This window comes from Butyribacter sp. (assembly GCF_056818865.1).
Map to the genome: position 1 here is coordinate 1 of NZ_DBLYGC010000036.1, position 18,487 is coordinate 18,487.

Here is an 18,487-nt window from a genome sequence, read left to right on the forward strand (position 1 = left end):
ACAACTCCATTATACCACAAACCGTGAGGAGATTTTTATATTTAGTAACAAAAAAATGTCGTATTTATGCGGCGTGTGGCGTTTCGCAAACGCCTAATTATCAACATACATTTGAAAGGAGTGTTTTTTTGAAAAAAAAGAAAAAAATAATAGCCATGACTTTGGCGGCAGCTATATCACTGGTTACTGTATTTGGCAGTGGAAATTATTCCAAAGCGGTGTCTGTAAAGAAAGCTGATAAGAAACAGGAAAGTTTAGTCAGCGATAAGACTGGATTTGGTGCAAAAAAGTCCGGTGTGGGCATTAAAAAAGCAAATATCAAAACAGCTGACAATAAAACTGATGCATATATCAGTCCTGATGATAAGCAGGAGTTTTCTAAGTTATATGAGTCTAAAATTCTTAGTAAGGATAATGAAAACATTATCTTATCTCAGCATGAAAGCACATCAGCACTTATGGTGAGCGGAAATACAGAAGAAATTGAGAAAACCAATTTCACTATCAGCAAAGAAATTGATTTTAATGAAAAGAGCAGATATATTGTTTTTTCGGGAATTGCTGAGAGAAAGAGAGACATAAGTATTTCTTTTTATCTGGATGGTTCAAATGAAAGTTTTGCAAAGATAAAGCTGCCAAGTCAGAAAAGAAAGAATGTTTGGAAATTAGGCGATAATGAGTGCGTAAAACTTAGTCTTGATAAAATCAGCGGAAAACATAAGGTTTCATTTAAAATAACTGACAATAATGGTAAAGATTATGCAGGAACAAATTTAAAACTCCTGTTAGAGTATATGTTTTTCCTTGAAGAAGATATACCTACGGTAAATGTTGATATTGACGAGTCGATAACTCCTATAGCATCTATGAATGGAGATGTGGATCACCAGACAGAGTGTTATGGAAATATAACGCTCAATATACCGGAAGGTTATAAATCAGAGTATACAGATAAAGAACTCAAAACAGCAACATACGAGCTTGAATACATAAGAGGAAGAGGAAATTCCACATGGGGTCCAAGTAAAAGACCGTACAAGTTTAAATTGGATAAAAAAGCAGACCTTTTGGGAATGGGTGCCAATAAACACTGGATACTTTTGGCAAACTATTATGATGTGTCAATGCTTAGAAACAAGTTTACATACTGGCTTGGTGATGCTATCGGTCTTGAATATACACCAAAATGTGAATTTGTAAATGTTGTTATGAATAACAAGTACCTTGGAAGTTATTATCTGTGTGAACAGGTAAGGGTAGGAAAGAGCAGAGTAAATATTGACGATCTTGCTGAGAACGATGAAACAAAAGCAATCACGAGTGGTTCAGCCATAACAGGAGGATATCTTTTGGCATGTGATCAGGAGAGTGACAGATTAAATATAAATACCGAGAAGGGAATGACATTTGCAATTGAAAGTCCTGACTTTGAGGATTACACAAATGTTGAACAGTATAATTACATATCAAATTATGTGCAACAGACGGAAAACGCTATATTCGGAAAGAATTTTAAAGACAGTGATGGCATTTCGTATGATGAGTATCTTGATGTTGACTCAGCAATAGATTATTACTGGGTGCAGGAATTTTCATTAAATGGAGATGCTTTTGGTTCAGGCAGCACATATCTTTATAAAAAGAGAAACGGCAAGCTTTATTGGGGACCTTTGTGGGATTTTGATTATGTTGCGTGGGGTGCTACTGAATTTAGTGGAGAAAATCAGGTTGAGGGATTGAATTTAGCAAGAAATCCATGGTTTATAAAATTGTTTTCAAATGAAAAATTTAGAAATAAATTTGCGGCAAGATGGTCATATATTAAAGAAAAACTTCTTGAAGGCATAAAAGATGGCGGGATTATAGATACATATTCAAAAAAACAGTATGCTTCACAAAAAGCAAATTATAATGTAAATGAAAAGTATTCTCGTTATAATGGTGATGATTTTATGCTAAATGAGGAGGCTTTGGCAGGAGTGAAAGATATACTTGATTTGCCACTGCCTTCGGGGAATGAAGTGACATATGACAGTGAGGAAACCAGATTTAAAAAGTGGATTCGTGAAAGAATTGACTGGATTGACAAGAATATATCATCAATAGATAAGTTCGCATCCGGTACAAAAGTCACATTTAAAGTTGGCAAAAAAGTATATTATACTGCCGATTTTGTGTCGGGAACAGAAAATATAATGCCTAAAGATCCGACTAAGAAGGGATACTATTTTAAAGGATGGTATTACAGGCAAAAGATTGACGGGAAGTCATATGAGACTAAATTTACAGCAGACACGACATTGACGGAGAAAAAAGCCACAGTATATGCGAAGTGGAAGAAAAAAACTAAAGTTAATAAACCTAAAAGCTTAGTTTTCAGAAACAATGAAATATATATGACACCTTATGATGATTATGTACTTAAATACAGTATACAGCCGTTAGGAGCAGTTATGCCTGAAATTAAGTGGTCAGTATCGGATAAGGATATGGTTTCAGTAAACAATGGTGTTGTTTCTGCTACTCAGAAACTTGGAGTTTGTACTGTTACAGCAAAGATAAAGGGATTAAAAGCAGTGAAGTGTAAGATTCATGTTATTTCATGGGACGATATTGTTATGATAAAGGATTTTAAGCTGGGCAAAACAAAAATGACTTTGAAAAAGGGTAAATCACAGAAACTAAATATTACGGTATTGCCTGAAAAAGTGTACAATCCGAATTTGAATTTTGTATCTTCAAATAAAAAAGTGGCAGAGATTGATGATGCAGGGATAATTCATGCAAAGAAAAAGGGAACGGCATTGATTGTTGTATATTGTTATCAGGAGAATATAATCAAATTCTGTAAGGTAACAGTTAAATAAAATATATGATACAAGGGTCAAAATGCCTTTTGACTCCAATATTAAATACATAAATTATAATGGGAGACTTTGGTAACTGCGGTTTTAAAACGTATGCACCAAAGTCTTCTGTTTTCTTATCATATCAGTGAATATGCGGTCATAAAAGTTATAGGTATTCTGATGTTGCGGCTTAAGACTTGTATTATAACAATTTATTTGGTAAAATATTGATAATTGTGATGATTAAGGGGGTTCCATAGTGATAAGTGAGACAGAGAATGTCGAGATAAAAAAAGTGAAGATGGAAGGTGTTCCGGAACAGCTTGTCTTTGGACTGGATATAGGTACAAGAAGTATTGTTGGAACAGTTGGATATCGTGACACAAAGGGATTTACTGTAGTTGCACAGACCTCGAAAGAACACGAAACAAGAGCAATGATGGATGGACAGATTCATGACATAAACATGGTTGCGGCCACCATAAGCGAAATTCGTGAAAGGCTTGAGCAGATGACCGGGCGTACATATAAAGATGTATGTATTGCGGCAGCGGGACGTGTGCTTATGACTGTAGAGGCAGAAGCAGAAATTGATTTTAAGTCTGAGACAGTTGTTACAACGGAAAATATATACACACTTGATATGCTTGGTGTTGAAAATGCATATGAAAAACTTAGAGAAGAGAAAAAAAGTGATGATATAAAATTTTATTGTGTAGGATATTCTGTTAAACATTATTATCAGAATGGATATGTTATAACGAACCTTGAAGGACATAAATGTAATAAGATTTCATGTGAGCTTATTGCCACTTTCCTGCCTGATGAGGTTGTAGACGGACTTTATGCGGCTGTTGAGAGAGCAGGACTATATGTGGCTAATCTTACTTTGGAGCCTATTGCGGCGATAAATGTTGCGATACCGGAAAGATTCAGATTGCTGAATATAGCACTTGTAGATGTAGGGGCAGGAACATCGGATATTTCCATTACAAAGGATGGCAGTATTGTTGCATACGGAATGATACCGAGTGCAGGAGATGAAATCACGGAATGTCTTGCAAAACACTATCTGACAGATTTTAATGAAGCGGATGCATTGAAATGTAAAAGCACAGAGATGGACGAAGTTGAATTTAGTGACATAATGGGACTTCCGTATAAAGTTTCTTCCGAGGAAATAGCCGAGGTTGTAAAAGACACAGTTTATTCTATTACCAAGAGTGTTGCCGATAAGATTATAGAACTCAATGGCGGAAAATCTGTAAGTGCTGTTTTTGTAGTCGGAGGCGGAGGCAAAATAAAAGGATTTGTTGAAAGTCTTGCTGAATTTCTGGAACTGCCAAAAGAGAGAGTGGCACTCAGAGGTTCAGAAGTTATGGGTAACATTACGTTTATGCAGGATGATATAAAAGTGGATTCACTTCTTGTTACGCCGGTAGGAATTTGCCTGAATTTCTATGAACAGCGAAACAATTTTATTTTCGTCAACATAAATGATGAGAGAATTAAGCTGTATGACAATGGTAAGCTCACTGTTATAGATGCAGCACTTAATATAGGATTTCCAAATGAAGATTTGTTTCCTAAGAGAGGAAAAAGCATTATTTATACGGTAAATGGTGAAAAGAGAATGCTCAGGGGAAAACAGGGTGAATCAAGTTCAATAAAAATGAATGGTGTTGAAGTGGGCATGAACACACCTGTTACGCAGAATGCCAAGATAGATATAGAACCTTCTACGGCAGGTGAAGATGCTGTACTCGAAATAGAAGATATTCCGGAGTACAAAGCAACTATAAAGTTTATGTTTAACAAAAAAGAAATACTCTGTCCAAGATTTGTCATAGTAAACGGTGAGTTTGTATCCGGTTTTTATGATATAAAGGATGGGGATGAGATAGAGTTTCAGGATTACTATACATTGAAACAGGTTCTTGAATTCATGGATATAATATACTGTGGAAAAGTATATGTAAATAATGTGCCTGCCGATATGGAAACGAAAGTTTACGACAATTTTTCGATATTATGTGAAATAAAAAAAGAAGAGCCGAATTATGCCGAACTTTTTGAAAAGTACGGAGAACCTGAGTTCCCGGAAGAGACTATATATTCAATAGAGGAGTTAGAGAAACATTCTAACGAAAACCAAAGAGAGGAACACTCTGACGAAAGCAAAATCGAAATAGACCAAAAAGAAGAAATCTCCGGAGAAAATGCTGTTGATTTTCACGCTGATTTAGCGTATGACAGTGAATTAGCAGGCAACAATGAAAAAGAGAATATTACTCAGGATGACAATAATAAAGTAGAAACACACAGCACCGGTGGTGAGACAGCCGGGGAGCAGTCTAAGAATGCAGAAGAAAATGCAGAAGTTCATGATATCACTATTACGGTAAATGGTGACACGGTTGTTATGAAAGGAAAGAAAAAATATATTCTTGTAGATGTACTTGATTTTTATCCTGTAGATACATCAGTGGCTCACGGTGACCATTTGGAGACATCAGTAAATGGTGTGCCAGGTGACTTTGTGCTGCCTGTAAATGATGGTGACAATGTTGTGATACAGTGGGTAGATTGAAAATAGGATATAGAAAAGAAGCGAGGTAAATATGAGAATATGCAGTATTGCCAGCGGAAGCAGTGGAAACTGTACGTATGTTGGCAGCGGTGATACAAACATTTTGATAGATGCGGGAGTAAGCAGGAAGAGGATAGTAGAGGGACTTAAAAAGATTGGTGTTGCACCTGAGCAGTTAAATGGTATATTTGTAACACATGAACACAGCGATCATATTCAGGGAATAAACATGATGGTAAAAATGTTTGATACACCTGTTTATGCGACAGGTGGGACACTTGATTCCATAAGGCTTAAAGACAAAAAGGGTGTTATTTCAATGAATCATCTTTTTGAAGTTCATGCAGATGAACCGGTATCAATGGGAGAAATAACAGTTATGCCATTTTCTACTTCACATGATGCAGCAGACCCGGTGGGATATACACTTACGGCTGAAGGGCATAAGGCAAGTATAGCGACCGACCTGGGAAAATATGATGAATATATCATTTCGCATTTGAAAAATACGGAAGTATTATTTATAGAAGCTAATCATGATATCAGTATGCTTGAAGCGGGAAGTTATCCGTATTCACTTAAGAGAAGAATATTAAGTGAATATGGGCATTTATCCAATGAAGATTCAGGAAGCCTTTTATGTAAAGTTATAAATAAAAAATTGAAATATGCATTTCTTGCACATTTATCAAAAGAAAACAATTATCCGCAGCTTGCATTTGAAGCAGTAAAATGTCAGTTGTGGGAAGAGATAGGGTTAAAAGAACTTAATTTTGACCTGTCTGTGGCAAAGAGAGATGAGCCTTCCAAAATGGTTGTGCTTTAGGATAAGAAAGGAAAAGATAAAATGAAAAAAACAGTTATAACAGTAGTAGGTAAGGATAGTGTGGGTATTATTGCAAAAGTTTGTACATATCTCGCAGAGAACAATGTAAATATTCTTGATATTTCACAGACAATAGTAGGTGGATTTTTCAACATGATGATGATTGTTGATGTGGCAGAATGCAAAACAGACTTTGCAGGATTTAACAGCGCACTTGAAAAGATTGGTGAGGACATGGGTTGTACGATAAAGGCGCAGCGAGAAGATATATTTGATAAAATGCACAGAATTTAATGAGGGGGAAATAAAGTTAGTATGATAAATATAGCAGAAGTAAAAGAAACTAACGATATGATTGAGAAGGAAAACCTTGATGTAAGAACTATTACACTTGGAATCAGCCTTTTAAATTGTATAGATGATAATCTTGAAAAATTAAATGAAAAAATATACAACCGTATCACAACTGTAGCAAAAAATCTTGTTTCTACAGGAAAAGAAATAGAACTTGAATACGGTATTCCTATTGTAAACAAGAGAATTTCGGTTACACCTATTGCTCTTATCGGGGGATCTGCATGTAAGACAACTGAGGATTATGTAACGATAGCAAAGACGCTTGATAAGGCTGCAAAGGAAGTGGGAGTAAATTTTATCGGAGGTTACTCGGCACTTGTTTCTAAAGGAATGACAAAGAGCGATGAACTTCTTATACGCTCTATCCCGGAGGCACTCAAAGCGACAGACTTTGTATGCAGTTCGGTAAATGTTGGTTCAACAAAAACAGGACTTAATATGGATGCCGTAAGACTTATGGGAGACATTGTCCGTGAGACTGCTGATATTACAGTTGATTGTGACTGCAATGGCTGTGCAAAACTTGTTGTATTTTGCAATGCACCTGATGATAATCCGTTTATGGCGGGAGCATTCCACGGTGTTACGGAAGCTGACGAGATAATAAATGTCGGAGTCAGCGGACCGGGAGTTATGAGAAAAGCACTTGAGTCAGCACATGGACTTGATTTTGGAGCTCTCTGTGAAAAAATTAAAAAGACTGCATTTAAGATTACAAGAGTGGGTCAGCTTGTTGCACTTGAGGCATCAAAAAGACTTGAAATTCCATTTGGAATTATAGACCTTTCACTTGCACCTACACCTGCAATAGGAGACAGTATTGCAGACATCTTTGAGGAGATGGGACTTGAGAGAGCAGGAGCACCGGGAACTACCGCAGCACTTGCAATGCTTAACGATCAGGTTAAAAAAGGCGGTGTAATGGCATCTTCATATGTCGGAGGCCTTAGCGGAGCATTTATTCCGGTTAGTGAGGATCAGGGAATGATAAATGCCGTTCAGGACGGAGCACTCACACTTGAAAAGCTTGAAGCAATGACATGTGTCTGCTCAGTTGGACTTGACATGGTTGCTATACCGGGAGATACAAAGCCTGAGACAATAGCCGGTATCATAGCCGACGAGATGGCAATCGGAATGATAAACCAAAAGACGACAGCAGCGAGACTTATACCTGTTCCGGGAAAGAAAGTCGGAGAGATGGTTGAATTTGGAGGACTGTTAGGATATGCACCTATAATGCCAGTAAATCAGTTTGACTGCAGCGAGTTTGTGAACAGGGGCGGAAGAATTCCTGCACCAATCCATAGCTTTAAGAATTAAGAAAATTAAGAATAAACATAAAATTACATTATTATACCTTGAAATTGTAAGGGTTTTGTTAATTTTTACAATTTTAGGGTATATTTTTTTGATATAATTGTTAACATATATATTGACGTACATATGTATATTGTGAGATAATTAAAATCGTATTGTGAATAAAATTCATTTTGAATAATATTCTTGGTACGGGCGTAAAAATATTAAATTACTTATGCGATAAAGTCGCAGGAATGAGGTTAGAAACATGTCATTAGAATTATCAAAAAAAGCAGCAGCAGTTAAACCTTCGTCAACTCTTGCAATTACAGCGAAAGCAAAAGAACTTAAAGCACAGGGAAAAGATGTAGTTGGATTTGGAGCAGGCGAACCTGATTTCAACACACCTGAAAACATTTGTGAAGCAGCCATAAAGGCTATTAAAGACGGTTTTACCAAGTACACACCGGCTTCAGGAACAAATGAATTAAAAGAGGCTATATCTAAAAAATTTAAGGAATTTAACGGACTTGATTATGATACAGACCAAATCGTTATAAGCAATGGTGGAAAACATTCACTTACAAATATATTTACTGCACTTTTAAATCCGGGAGATGAGGTTATTATACCTGCACCATTCTGGCTCAGCTATCCTGAGATAGTAAAACTTGCAGGAGGTGTACCTGTAATCGTTACAACAACAAAAGAGCAGAACTTTAAACTTACAGCAGAGGATCTTGCAAATGCAGTGACAGACAAGACAAAGGCACTTGTATTAAATACACCAAACAATCCTACAGGAATGCTTTACACAGAGGAAGAACTTCGTGCAATTGCAAAAGTTGCAGTAGAAAAAGATTTCTATGTTGTAGCAGATGAAATGTATGAGATGCTTGTTTATGGTGAGCAGAAACACATAAGTATTGCATCACTTGGAAAAGATATATATGACAGAACAATCACATGCAGCGGACTTGCAAAGAGCTATGCGATGACAGGATGGAGAATCGGTTATACAGGTTCATCAAAAGAAATCGCAAAGATGATGGGAAGTGTACAGAGCCACCAGACATCAAATCCAAACTCAATAGCACAGAAAGCAGCAGTAGAAGCACTTACAGGCCCACAGGATTCTGTAGAAAAAATGCATGCTGAATTTGACAAGCGCCGCAAATATATGTACAAGAGAGTATGCGAAATGCCTCTTCTTGATACACTTGAGCCAATGGGAGCATTTTATGTGTTCGTAGATGCAAGCGCAGTATTAGGCAAGTCATACAAGGGAACAAAGATTGACAGCGTTCCACAGATGGCGGATATACTTATCAACGAGTACAATACAGCTATCGTACCATGTGCAGACTTCGGTTTTGCAGACTGTTTCCGTCTTTCATATGCTATATCAATTGAGCAGATTGAAAAGGGACTTGACAGAATTGAGAGTTTCATAAAAGAACTTGCGTAGATTGGATTAAAAAATAATAAGATATAATAAAAAGTTTATAATCATATTAAAAATAGCCGCAGAAAACATGATAAAATCGTGATATTCTGTGGCTGTTATTTTTATGTTATAGCAAAATAAATGGGAGGTAAAGGTTTCAGACAGGAATCAAGAATTCAAAAGCTGTAATTGCATGGCTGAAAATTGGATGATATAATTAGTATTATTGTAAGCAAAATTATGAGCAGAAATGAGGATTTTTATGAATAAAATAAATTCCGGATCAAAGGATGAATCAACTAATTATTCATTGATGAATAAAAATGAAATTGTTGCGACATTTACTTTAGAAATAAAATCAGGACTTGTAAGGATAACAAATGTACATGTATTAAGACTGCCTTTTTGGATAAAAGATGTAGGAAATTTTATCACGCATAGAGCAGCACCGAGAGGAAGGGAGCATATAAAAGAACTTCTTGTGAGGAGCGGATGTGATAATATAAAAGGATTTTTGGACGTGACACATGCTTTGGCACTTACAGACACATTTTGGGTAAAGCAGGCAGACAGTAATTTGAGCTGGGAAAAGGTTTCTTTGTTTTGCAATCCGTTTAATGAAGTTGTGGCTCATACGGCATTTGATGGAGGAATGTACGGAGATAATTTATCAACGCCCTCTCCTGAGTATAGTACAGATGGAACCTTTGCAAAATGTTGGATTCGTGAAAATGATCAGATAAAATTGTTAAAAAGAGGGAGCTCAGGAGCACGCAATACAGGGTTGGAGCCATACTCTGAATTTTATTCAAGTCAGGTGGCAGATGCTTTTTCAGCAGAACATGTAATATATGATATAAGAAATTATAATAATCGTTTATGTTCAGTTTGCAATTGTTTTACAAATGAACAATATGGTTTTGTGCCATTTAGCTTGATAAGTTCAAAATCTTTACCGGCAGATATAATTGATGAGTATTCTAAAAGAGTTGGGGATAAACAATTAGCAGATATGTTTATTTTTGATGCTCTTATTTTGAATGAAGACAGACATAAAGGAAATTTTGGATTTATATTTGATACGGATACTTATGAGATAGTAAGTGCTGCTCCTCTATTTGATCATAATGTATCGTTATTATGTTATGCCGAAAAAGAAGATTTTAACGAAAAATATATTAAAAGCAGAATTCCAAAACTGTATGATTCTTTTAGCGACCTTGCAAAAGCAGTATTATATCCGGATGCAAGAAGAAGACTGATAAATATGAAAAATTTTGAGTTTGAAGATAAGAGTAAGTTTGCTCTGCCAGAATGGAGAGTAAAAGAGCTTGAAAGAATTATACGAAATCAAATAAAACTGATTTTGGATTGACGATAAAGGCACACAGTTCACAGCAAATAAAAAATATGGTATAATTAAAAAAAAGCGATTTCAACAATAAAATGGAGGAAACTATAAATGGGTAAGATTTTTAAATTCAATCAGGATGTTGATACTGACCAGATAATAGCATCGCAGTATCTTCTTTTTCCGACAATTGATGAGATGAAAACACATACATTTGAGTCACTTGATCCTGACTTTGCAGCAAATGTAAAACAGGGGGATTATGTGGTGGCTTCTGAAAATTTCGGATGCGGTTCTTCGAGAGAGCAGGCACCAAGCGTATTAAAAGCACTTGGAGTTAAGGCAGTCATTGCAAAATCGTTTGCGAGAATATTTTATAGAAATTCAATCAACATCGGACTTCCGGTTATTGTCTGTAAGGATTTGCATGACAATGTAAATGCGGGTGATGAGATGGAACTTAATCTTCAGGAAGGCATTGTGCGTGTGGGTGACAAAGAATACCAGTGTACAAAACTTCCGGCATATATGCAGGGAATACTTGACCAGGGTGGTCTTATTGCATCATTAAATAAGGAGGATTAGTTTCATGGGAATGACAATTGCAGAAAAGATTATTGCGGCAGCCGCAGGCGTAAATGAGGTTAAGCCGGGAGATATACATACAGTAGAACTTGACAGACTTATGAGTAACGACGGAACAACACATCTTACAATAGATATGTACAATAAACTTAAAAATCCACATATCGCAGACGTAGACAAGCTTGTCTGGATAGTAGACCACAATGTTCCGTGTGACAGTGTAAAGACAGCAGCGTCTCATAAGAAAATGAGGGATTTTGCCAAAGAGCATGGAATTAAATTTTATGAGGGAGCAGGTGTATGTCATCAGGTCATGATGGAAAATCATGTTACATCAGGTGAACTTATCTTTGGAGCTGACAGTCACACATGCGCTTACGGAGCAGTAGGTGCGTTTGGTACAGGTGTTGGATGCACAGATTATCTATATGCCATGGTTACAGGTAAGTCATGGCTTCTTGTTCCTGAGACACTCAGATTTAATCTTAAAGGAAAACTTAGAGATGGTGTTTATGCAAGAGACCTTATACTTACTATTATAGGAAAGATTGGTGCTAACGGTGCCAATTACATGGCTATGGAGTTTGGCGGAGAAGGTCTTAAAACTTTGAATATGAGTGACAGAATATCAATCTGTAATCTCTGTGTTGAGGCAGGTGCTAAAACTGCTCTTATGGAAGTTGACGACATAACAATAGAATATCTTAAAGAGCATGGAAGAAAGCCAAAACATAGTTTTTCGAGTGATGCAGATGCAAAATTTGCAAAGGTTTACGACATTAATCTTGATGAGATTGAACCAATTGTTGCAAAACCTCATTTTGTAGACAGCGTGGTGCCTGCAAAGGAATGTCTTGGAACTCATATTGATGAGGCATTTTTAGGCTCATGTAATAATGGTCGAATAGAAGATTTGCGTGCGGGTGCAGAGATTATCAAAGGAAAGAAAGTTGCTCCGCTTGTACGTTTTCTTGTAGTACCTGCAAGTGCGGCTGTTTATGAGCAGGCGCTTAAAGAAGGTATTATTGATACATTTATGGAAGCAGGGGCAATTGTTATGAATCCAAACTGCAGTGTATGCTGGGGAAGCTGTCAGGGCGTTATCGGCGAAAATGAGGTTCTTATAAGTACGGGAACAAGAAATTTCAAAGGACGTGCAGGACATAAGGATTCATTTATCTATCTTGCATCAGCGGCAACAGTTACAGCATCAGCCATAAAAGGAGAGATAACAACATCGGATTTGTTGTAAACAAGAAGCGGGCATGGAGTATGTCTGCACTGAAATAAGGACGAAAAGAGGAAAGACAAATGGCACAGTTTAGTGGAAAAGTATGGGTGCTTGGTGATGATATAGATACAGATATTATTATTCCGACAGAGTACCTTGCATTAGAAACAGTTAATGATATGGCACCATATGCATTTTCGCCACTCAGACCTGAACTTGCAAGTCAGATTAAGGAGGGTGATATTATCGTTGCAGGAAAGAATTTTGGCTGTGGTTCATCAAGAGAACAGGCACCTGAGATAATAAAAGCACTTGGTATCAAATGTGTAATCGCAAAATCGTTTGCGAGAATATTCTTTAGAAATTCAATAAATAACGGACTTTTGCTTATTGAAAATGATAAACTTCATGATGATGTAAAAGAGGGTGATAGTGTCACGGTTACAGTTAATGAAGATATAGATTATAATGGAAATAAATATCCTATAGCATCACTTCCTGATAATCTTGTTAAGATAATTGATGCAGGCGGACTTGTAAAGGCAATGCGCAAATTGAATGGATTGGATTAGGAGGAAAGTTATGGGTTCAACAATTATTGAAAAAATCCTTAGAAATAATGTCGGCAAAGAAGTTAAGCCGGGAGAAATAGTTACCGTAAATGTTGACAGAGTTATGATACATGATATATTTATTCCGTTTGTTGCCTCAAAGTTTGAGGAGATGGGATTTACAAAGATATGGGATGCCGACAAGGCTGTTCTTATATATGACCATCTTGTTCCGGCAAGTCAGGTTGATGATACAAGACATTTTAGAATCGGAAATGAATTTGTTGAAAAATACGGCATGAAAAATATTCACCGCTCAGATGGAATTTGTCATCAGCTTATGACAGAAGCAGGATATGTCAAACCGGGAAACATAGTTTTTGGAACAGACAGCCATACTACTACATATGGATGTGTTGGTGCATTTTCATCTGGAATCGGTTATACCGAAATGGCAAGCATTCTCGGAACCGGAACTCTCTGGATTCGTGTACCTGAGACAATTAAAGTAAACATTAACGGAAAACTTCCTGAAAATGTCATGGCAAAAGATATCATCCTGAAGCTTATCGGAGACCTTGGTGCTGATGGTGCGACATATAAGGCGCTTGAATTTGCCGGAGATACGGTTGAGAATATGTCTGTTGCATCCAGAATGTCAATGTCAAATATGGCAATTGAAGCGGGTGCAAAATGTGCGTTATTCACACCTGATGAGAAAACGGCAGAGTACTGTGAGATAGAGCTTACAGACGAGCAGAAAGATTTGGTTGGAGACAGCGATGCGGTTTATTCAAGAGTTATAAATTATAATGCGGAAGATTTAGTACCTGTTATGGCATGTCCTTCAAATGTTGATAATGTAAAACCTATATCAGAAATTGAGGGAAAGGAGATTGACCAGGTATTTATCGGTTCATGTACAAACGGACGACTTGAAGATCTGATGGCAGCAGCAGAAGTTTTAAAGGGCAGACATATAGCTCCTTTCGTAAAACTTATTGTCACACCTGCCAGCCGCAAGATTTACAGACAGGCAGTAGAAAACGGAACTATGGAAATTCTTTCAAAAGCAGGTGCAATAATAACACATCCAAGTTGTGGTCTTTGCTGTGGACGAACAGGCGGAATTTTGACAGACGGAGAGACTGTTGTTGCAACTAACAACCGTAACTTCCTCGGACGTATGGGAACATCAAAGGTAGGCATCTATCTTGCATCACCAAAATCTGCCGCAGCATGTGCCATAGCCGGGAAAATAGTAGTACCACAATAATTGATATAAACTATCAATAACAAAGTATACATATGTTATAAAAATGTGGTAGCATATGTAATGCATACAGTAGATTTATATGAAAAGGATGGTATAGATTATGGTTAAAAAAATTGAAAATAATGATATGAGCGAAGTTTTATCAAGCAAATGTGCTTTAGTTGATTTTTCAGCAGCATGGTGCGGACCTTGTAATATGATAGGTCCTATAGTAGAGCAGTTATCAGAAGAAAAGTCTGATGTAGAATTTTTCAATGCAGATGTTGATAAAAATCCTGATCTTGCAATGAAGTACAGAATACAGAGTATACCGGCACTTGTTTTATTTAAAGACGGTAAGGAAGCTGACAGAAGCATTGGGGTTATTCCAAAGGACAAGATAGAAGAATTTATATCGTAAATTAAGGAATTGTTTTTGAACTTGACATACAATACTAAAATCAATAAAAGCCGGAATACAAATAATATTTTATATGTATTCCGGCTTTTTTGTGTAATATATTTAGTTCAAAATTTACAAATTAACCCATTACAACAGTGACATCATAGTGTGTCTGACCCTTTTCGTAAGGTACAACAGTTGTACCTGCAAGTTCTTTTCCGTTTACGATAAGTTTAGCAACACCCTTTTCAACCTTTGAAGGATTTTCAACTTTGATATTGTAGATTCCTTCACGATATTTACGTGTCATTGTGAATTCAGTTCCCATCTCAGAAGGGATACATGGGTCGATGCTAAGACCGTTTAATGTAGGCACTACTCCAAGGATATACTGTGATACGTTTACAAATGTCCATGCAGCAGTTCCGGTAAGCCAGCTGTTTTTAGCCTGTCCGAAGAAGTGAGCATCTTTTCCGGCTATCATCTGAGAGTATACATATGGCTCTGTGCAGTGGATTTCACTTATATCTTCAATGTAAGCAGGGCAAGTCTTTTTATAGATTTCAAAAGCTCTGTTTCCACGGCCGATAACTGTTTCAGCACATGAAACCCAAGGGTTGTTGTGGCAGAAGATACCGGCATTTTCTTTGTATCCAGGTGGATAAGAAGAGATTTCACCGAGTTCAACATGATATTTTGTGTAGGCAGGCTGAAGTAAAACAATACCGTATTTAGTATCAAGTTTTTCTTTTACGGAGTCGAGAGCTTTTTTAGCTTCGCCAGTCTCAACACCGATACCTGCAAGCACACAGAATCCCTGTGGCTCGATATAAATCTGTCCTTCTTCACATTCTTTAGAACCAATCTTTTTACCGTATGCATCATATGCACGGACAAACCAGTCGCCGTCCCAGCCGCCGTCGAGTACGGCATCGTTCATTGCTGCAACTTCTTTCATGGCACGGTCAGCTTCTGCCTGGTCACCTGTGTAAGCACAAAGATCTGCATATTCCTTACCGTATTTAACAAACATTCCACCGATAAATACAGATTCTGCAACAGGTCCTTCGCTAGGTCCGAATGTCTGGAAAGATTCACCCGGGTGCTCAGAGAAGCAGTTGAGGTTTAGACAATCGTTCCAGTCAGCACGTCCGATAAGAGGAAGATTGTGTGGACCCTTGTGGTTTACAATGTAGTCAAATGAGCGTTTAAGATGTTCCATAAGTGTAACAGCTTTGCTCTCGTCATTATCGAAAGGAACCATCTCTTCAAGAATAGAAGTATCGCCTGTTTCACGGATATAAGCGGATGTTCCTGCGATAAGCCATAAAGGATCGTCATTGAAGCCGCTTCCTATATCGGAATTACCTTTCTTTGTGAGCGGCTGATACTGGTGGTAAGCACTTCCGTCCTCAAACTGAGTAGATGCAATATCGATAATTCTCTCTCTTGCACGCTCAGGAATAAGATGAACGAAACCTAAAAGATCCTGACATGAATCTCTGAATCCCATTCCACGACCGATTCCTGACTCATAATAAGAAGCAGAACGTGACATGTTAAATGTAACCATACACTGATACTGATTCCAGATATTTACCATACGGTCAAGTTTTTCTTCACTTGATTTGACAGTGAACTTAGAAAGGAGATTTTCCCAATCAAGTTTAAGTTCGTCAAGAGCTGCATACACCTGTTCGTCAGTCTGATATTTTGCAAGAAGCTCATCTGCAGGCTTTTTATTTATTACATTTGGTGCAACGAATTTTTCGTCTACAGGATTTTCGCAATATCCGAGAACAAAGATAAAGCTCTTTGTCTCATCAGGCTCAAGTGTAATGTTTATCTGGTGAGAACCGATAGGGCTCCATCCGCTTGCTATAGAGTTATGTGCTTTTCCTTCTTCTACTACGGCTGGATTAGCTACACCGCGGTAAGCACCTAAAAATTCATCACGGCTTGTATCAAAACCATCTACATCCGCATTTACAGAATATACGGCAAAATGGTTTCTGCGCTCACGGTACTCTGTTTTATGATAGATTGTAGAACCTACAACTTCGACTTCACCTATATTTAAATTACGCTGGAAGTTTGTCATATCGTCCATAGCATTCCAGAGACAGAATTCAACATAAGAGAAAAGTGTGATAGTTTTTGGTTTTGATGATTTGTTTGTGATTTTAAGCTGGTTAACTTCACAGTTATCATTTACGGGAACAAAAGCCAAAAGAGATGCTTCAATATCATTTTTGCTTGATGTGAAGCGGCTGTATCCCATGCCATGACGACACTCGTAAGAGTCGAGGTCAGTCTTTACAGGTTGCCATCCCGGATTCCATACTGTATCACCGTCTTTTATGTAATAATAACGGCCTCCCTCATCAGTTGGTATATTGTTGTAGCGGTAACGTGTGATGCGGAGAAGTTTAGCATCCTTGTAAAAACTGTAACCGCCGCATGTGTTTGAAATAAGTGAAAAGAAATTGTTGCTTCCAAGATAATTTATCCATGGAAGAGGTGTTTTTGGAGTAGTGATAACATACTCCTTATTTGGGTCATCGAAAAATCCAAATTTCATATTTTTCCTCCGTTCATATTGAATGTACTCTCGAAATTCTTCGTTCAGAAGAGTCCGAGAGTACATTTGATTTTTTTTAGAATCATCTCCACAAAATTATATTCTAAAAAAGAACTAAAAGCAATAATCATATAGCCTTATAATTTGCATAAGATATACATGAAAAAATTGTTTTTTTATTGCTTTGGCAAAAAAGGAGGTAATTGGTATCATTTATAGAAAGGCTGTGTACTTTTTTGAGATTATGTTGTTTGCCATGACGATATGCCTTGCTGACATATTGTGTGGATGTGAGAGAAAAGAAGTGAGTACGGATAATGGAGAGGAAACAGTTGAGGTAATTGCGGATAATGGAGAAAAAACAGAGAAAAAAACGGCATTTCTTACATTTGATGACGGACCAAGCTGTCTTACGGAAAAGTATCTTGATATTTTGGACAGTGAGGGCGTGAAAGCAACATTTTTTGTTATCGGACAGCAGATAGAGGGGGAGTATAAAAAAACGATAAAAAGAGAAATAAGAGAGGGGCATGAAATAGGAATACATACATATACACATGAGGCGGATGAGATATATTGCAATTGTGAAAGCTATTATAACGATGTGATGAAAGTACGTGATAAGATGGAAAAAGGTTTTAACTATAAACCAAAGCTTGTGAGGTTTCCGTGGGGAAGTGCGAACTCTTATATAAGCGGTTACAGAAAAAATATCATAGAGAGATTTAAGGAGACGGGGCTTGGTTATGCGGATTGGAACGTGAGTGCGGAAGACTCCGTTGGAAATCCGACGCCGGATTCCATCATGAGAAATATAAGAAAGGATTATTCAAAATATTGTGAACCTGTATTGCTCATGCATGATTCAGGTTCAAACAAGGTGACATTATCCGTACTTAAAAACATAATAACGGAATTAAAAGAAAACGGATATGCATTTGATACATTGTCAAAGAGAAGCAGGAAGTGTCATTTCTATGAATACCAATAAATTTACGGACATATTAAGGAAGTGTTTAACAATACCGGTAATGTGTGGGAATGTCTATATATTTAAATGCTGACTTGAAAAAGTAAATTCCAGTGCAAGAGTAAATTCCATTGGCTTTTAAATTTGATTGATTTTGTGGGAGGTTTTTTAACAAAATCTCCTGCTTTC

The 18,487-nt window shown here is 37.1% G+C and carries 14 protein-coding genes; 13 read left to right on the plus strand and 1 reads right to left on the minus strand.

Features of this window, described 5'->3' with window-relative positions:
* Window positions 1-128 precede the first annotated feature (128 nt).
* The 12 genes from ACZLXV_RS12685 to trxA all read left to right on the plus strand — a co-directional run bounded on the left by ACZLXV_RS12685 (window position 129) and on the right by trxA (window position 14,765).
* Entirely contained in the window at window positions 129-2,867 is a 2,739-nt protein-coding gene (locus tag ACZLXV_RS12685; protein WP_482383665.1) for a CotH kinase family protein, read from the plus strand.
* Between the two features lie 241 nt (window positions 2,868-3,108).
* A complete protein-coding gene (locus ACZLXV_RS12690; RefSeq protein WP_482383666.1) occupies window positions 3,109-5,439 on the plus strand; it encodes a cell division FtsA domain-containing protein in 2,331 nt (776 codons plus the stop codon).
* Between the two features lie 31 nt (window positions 5,440-5,470).
* Window positions 5,471-6,265, plus strand: a complete 795-nt coding sequence (locus tag ACZLXV_RS12695; protein ID WP_022224359.1) for an MBL fold metallo-hydrolase — start codon at window positions 5,471-5,473, stop codon at window positions 6,263-6,265.
* 21 nt (window positions 6,266-6,286) lie between these two features.
* Window positions 6,287-6,559 carry an ACT domain-containing protein gene (locus tag ACZLXV_RS12700; RefSeq protein WP_022224360.1) on the plus strand — a complete coding sequence of 91 codons (273 nt, stop codon included), beginning with the start codon at window positions 6,287-6,289 and terminating at the stop codon, window positions 6,557-6,559.
* 21 nt (window positions 6,560-6,580) lie between these two features.
* On the plus strand, window positions 6,581-7,945 hold the full coding sequence (locus tag ACZLXV_RS12705) for a PFL family protein (protein ID WP_482383667.1): 1,365 nt from the start codon (window positions 6,581-6,583) through the stop codon (window positions 7,943-7,945).
* Between the two features lie 247 nt (window positions 7,946-8,192).
* A complete protein-coding gene (locus ACZLXV_RS12710) occupies window positions 8,193-9,392 on the plus strand; it encodes a pyridoxal phosphate-dependent aminotransferase (protein ID WP_022224362.1) in 1,200 nt (399 codons plus the stop codon).
* 241 nt (window positions 9,393-9,633) lie between these two features.
* The gene (locus ACZLXV_RS12715; RefSeq protein ID WP_482383668.1) at window positions 9,634-10,746 is read left to right on the plus strand and encodes a HipA domain-containing protein; all 1,113 of its coding nucleotides are present in this window, start codon (window positions 9,634-9,636) and stop codon (window positions 10,744-10,746) included.
* Between the two features lie 87 nt (window positions 10,747-10,833).
* Window positions 10,834-11,307, plus strand: coding sequence for a LeuD/DmdB family oxidoreductase small subunit (locus tag ACZLXV_RS12720; RefSeq protein ID WP_022224364.1), 474 nt, complete (start codon window positions 10,834-10,836; stop codon window positions 11,305-11,307).
* Window positions 11,308-11,311: 4 nt separating this feature from the next.
* Entirely contained in the window at window positions 11,312-12,559 is a 1,248-nt protein-coding gene (locus tag ACZLXV_RS12725) for a 3-isopropylmalate dehydratase large subunit (protein WP_022224365.1), read from the plus strand.
* Between the two features lie 59 nt (window positions 12,560-12,618).
* Window positions 12,619-13,110, plus strand: a complete 492-nt coding sequence (locus ACZLXV_RS12730; RefSeq protein ID WP_482383669.1) for a LeuD/DmdB family oxidoreductase small subunit — start codon at window positions 12,619-12,621, stop codon at window positions 13,108-13,110.
* Between the two features lie 10 nt (window positions 13,111-13,120).
* Complete coding sequence (locus ACZLXV_RS12735; RefSeq protein WP_482383670.1) at window positions 13,121-14,365, plus strand: 3-isopropylmalate dehydratase large subunit; 1,245 nt, start codon at window positions 13,121-13,123, stop codon at window positions 14,363-14,365.
* 100 nt (window positions 14,366-14,465) lie between these two features.
* Window positions 14,466-14,765, plus strand: a complete 300-nt coding sequence (trxA, locus tag ACZLXV_RS12740; RefSeq protein WP_022224368.1) for a thioredoxin — start codon at window positions 14,466-14,468, stop codon at window positions 14,763-14,765.
* Window positions 14,766-14,886: 121 nt separating this feature from the next.
* On the opposite strand, the gene ACZLXV_RS12745 is transcribed toward trxA, so the two are convergent.
* The gene (locus ACZLXV_RS12745; RefSeq protein ID WP_022224369.1) at window positions 14,887-17,328 is read right to left on the minus strand and encodes a glycoside hydrolase family 94 protein; all 2,442 of its coding nucleotides are present in this window, start codon (window positions 17,326-17,328) and stop codon (window positions 14,887-14,889) included.
* A gap of 304 nt (window positions 17,329-17,632) precedes the next feature.
* On the opposite strand from ACZLXV_RS12745, the gene ACZLXV_RS12750 reads away from it, so the two are divergent.
* Complete coding sequence (locus ACZLXV_RS12750; RefSeq protein ID WP_482383671.1) at window positions 17,633-18,319, plus strand: polysaccharide deacetylase family protein; 687 nt, start codon at window positions 17,633-17,635, stop codon at window positions 18,317-18,319.
* Window positions 18,320-18,487: the final 168 nt, after the last annotated feature.

Coding starts and splice junctions, on each gene's coding strand:
- ACZLXV_RS12695 (WP_022224359.1), top strand. CDS start 5,471: ATGAGAATATGCAGTATTGCCAGCGGAAGCAGTGGAAACTGTACGTAT.
- ACZLXV_RS12700 (WP_022224360.1), top strand. CDS start 6,287: ATGAAAAAAACAGTTATAACAGTAGTAGGTAAGGATAGTGTGGGTATT.
- ACZLXV_RS12705 (WP_482383667.1), top strand. CDS start 6,581: ATGATAAATATAGCAGAAGTAAAAGAAACTAACGATATGATTGAGAAG.
- ACZLXV_RS12710 (WP_022224362.1), top strand. CDS start 8,193: ATGTCATTAGAATTATCAAAAAAAGCAGCAGCAGTTAAACCTTCGTCA.
- ACZLXV_RS12715 (WP_482383668.1), top strand. CDS start 9,634: ATGAATAAAATAAATTCCGGATCAAAGGATGAATCAACTAATTATTCA.
- ACZLXV_RS12720 (WP_022224364.1), top strand. CDS start 10,834: ATGGGTAAGATTTTTAAATTCAATCAGGATGTTGATACTGACCAGATA.
- ACZLXV_RS12725 (WP_022224365.1), top strand. CDS start 11,312: ATGGGAATGACAATTGCAGAAAAGATTATTGCGGCAGCCGCAGGCGTA.
- ACZLXV_RS12730 (WP_482383669.1), top strand. CDS start 12,619: ATGGCACAGTTTAGTGGAAAAGTATGGGTGCTTGGTGATGATATAGAT.
- ACZLXV_RS12735 (WP_482383670.1), top strand. CDS start 13,121: ATGGGTTCAACAATTATTGAAAAAATCCTTAGAAATAATGTCGGCAAA.
- trxA (WP_022224368.1), top strand. CDS start 14,466: ATGGTTAAAAAAATTGAAAATAATGATATGAGCGAAGTTTTATCAAGC.
- ACZLXV_RS12745 (WP_022224369.1), bottom strand. CDS start 17,328: ATGAAATTTGGATTTTTCGATGACCCAAATAAGGAGTATGTTATCACT.